The organism is Vibrio sp. Vb0304 (genome assembly GCF_033338995.1).
In the GTDB taxonomy this organism is placed as follows: Bacteria; Pseudomonadota; Gammaproteobacteria; order Enterobacterales; family Vibrionaceae; genus Vibrio; species Vibrio alginolyticus.
Genome location: NZ_JAWOTT010000343.1, coordinates 1 through 1,064 on the forward strand (window position 1 = coordinate 1; position 1,064 = coordinate 1,064).

Below are 1,064 nucleotides of genomic sequence, written 5' to 3' on the forward strand. Positions count from 1 at the left end.
ATAAAACGAACACTGATGTTTACAAAAAAGGTTATATCCAAAAGTATTGGGGATTCAACCAATCACCACAAGGCGCTGGTGGCGTATGGATGAATACGGCAATGCCTTTGTTGGATAATCTTGAAGTGCGCAAAGGCATCATGGCTGCAACAGATTTTGATGGCATGATAGAGAACATCATGCGTGGTGACTACTCACGTAAGCCACATGGTTTGGGCTTTGGTCATGGTGAGTATGACGATCCAAACAACACACCGCCAAAGTTTGATGTCGATGCTGCGGTTAAGCATTTCGAAAAAGCAGGTTTTGATACTCTAGGTTCAGCTGGGATTCGCGTATACGACAAAGGCCAACGTTTAAGCTTTGCGATTACGTACGGTTACAACTCATGGACACCTCGTATTGCATACTTGAAAGAGCAAGCGAAGCTGGCAGGTCTAGAGTTCACATTGAACTTGGTCGATGGTTCATCTGCGTTTAAGTACATTCTAGAGAAGAAGCACCAGCTGGCATTCCTGAACATGGGATCTGGTGAGATTCCAGCTTACTGGGAATACTTGCACTCTGACAATGCGAACAAGCCGCAAACCAATGCTCACACCAACTACAGTAGCCCAGAACTCGATAAGTTGATCGAAGCGTATGATGCTGAGTTTGATCAGAATAAACGTTATGAGCTGTCGCACCAGATTCAAGAATACGTAAAAGAAGCAAATATTATTGTTCCTGGGTACATGGTGCCTTACTCACGTGTAGCACATTGGCGTTGGGTTAAAATTCCAAAAGATGGCATGACTAAAGCAACGGAATGGGTTCTGCACCCAATGGATATCGGTAACTTCTGGATTGATGAATCCGTTAAGAAAGAGACTGAAAAAGCCATGAAGAGCGGTAAATCCTTCCCAGAAGTCACCGTGATTGATGATCGCTACAAGCTGTAATCGTTACTGACTAAGATAGAAAGAAAGCCCCACCATATGAGTGGGGCTTTTTGTTTGTGGATTATGCTGCGTTAGCTAACTAAGTAAGACGCCTCTAATAGGTAAGTTTTTACATCACCTAGG

General features: G+C 43.7%; 1 protein-coding gene. It reads left to right on the top strand.

The window, feature by feature from the left end; translation table 11 throughout:
* A partial coding sequence (locus R7P35_RS26115) for an ABC transporter substrate-binding protein (RefSeq protein WP_318093385.1) occupies nucleotides 1-941 on the top strand: 941 nt, incomplete at its 5' end.
* Nucleotides 942-1,064: the final 123 nt, after the last annotated feature.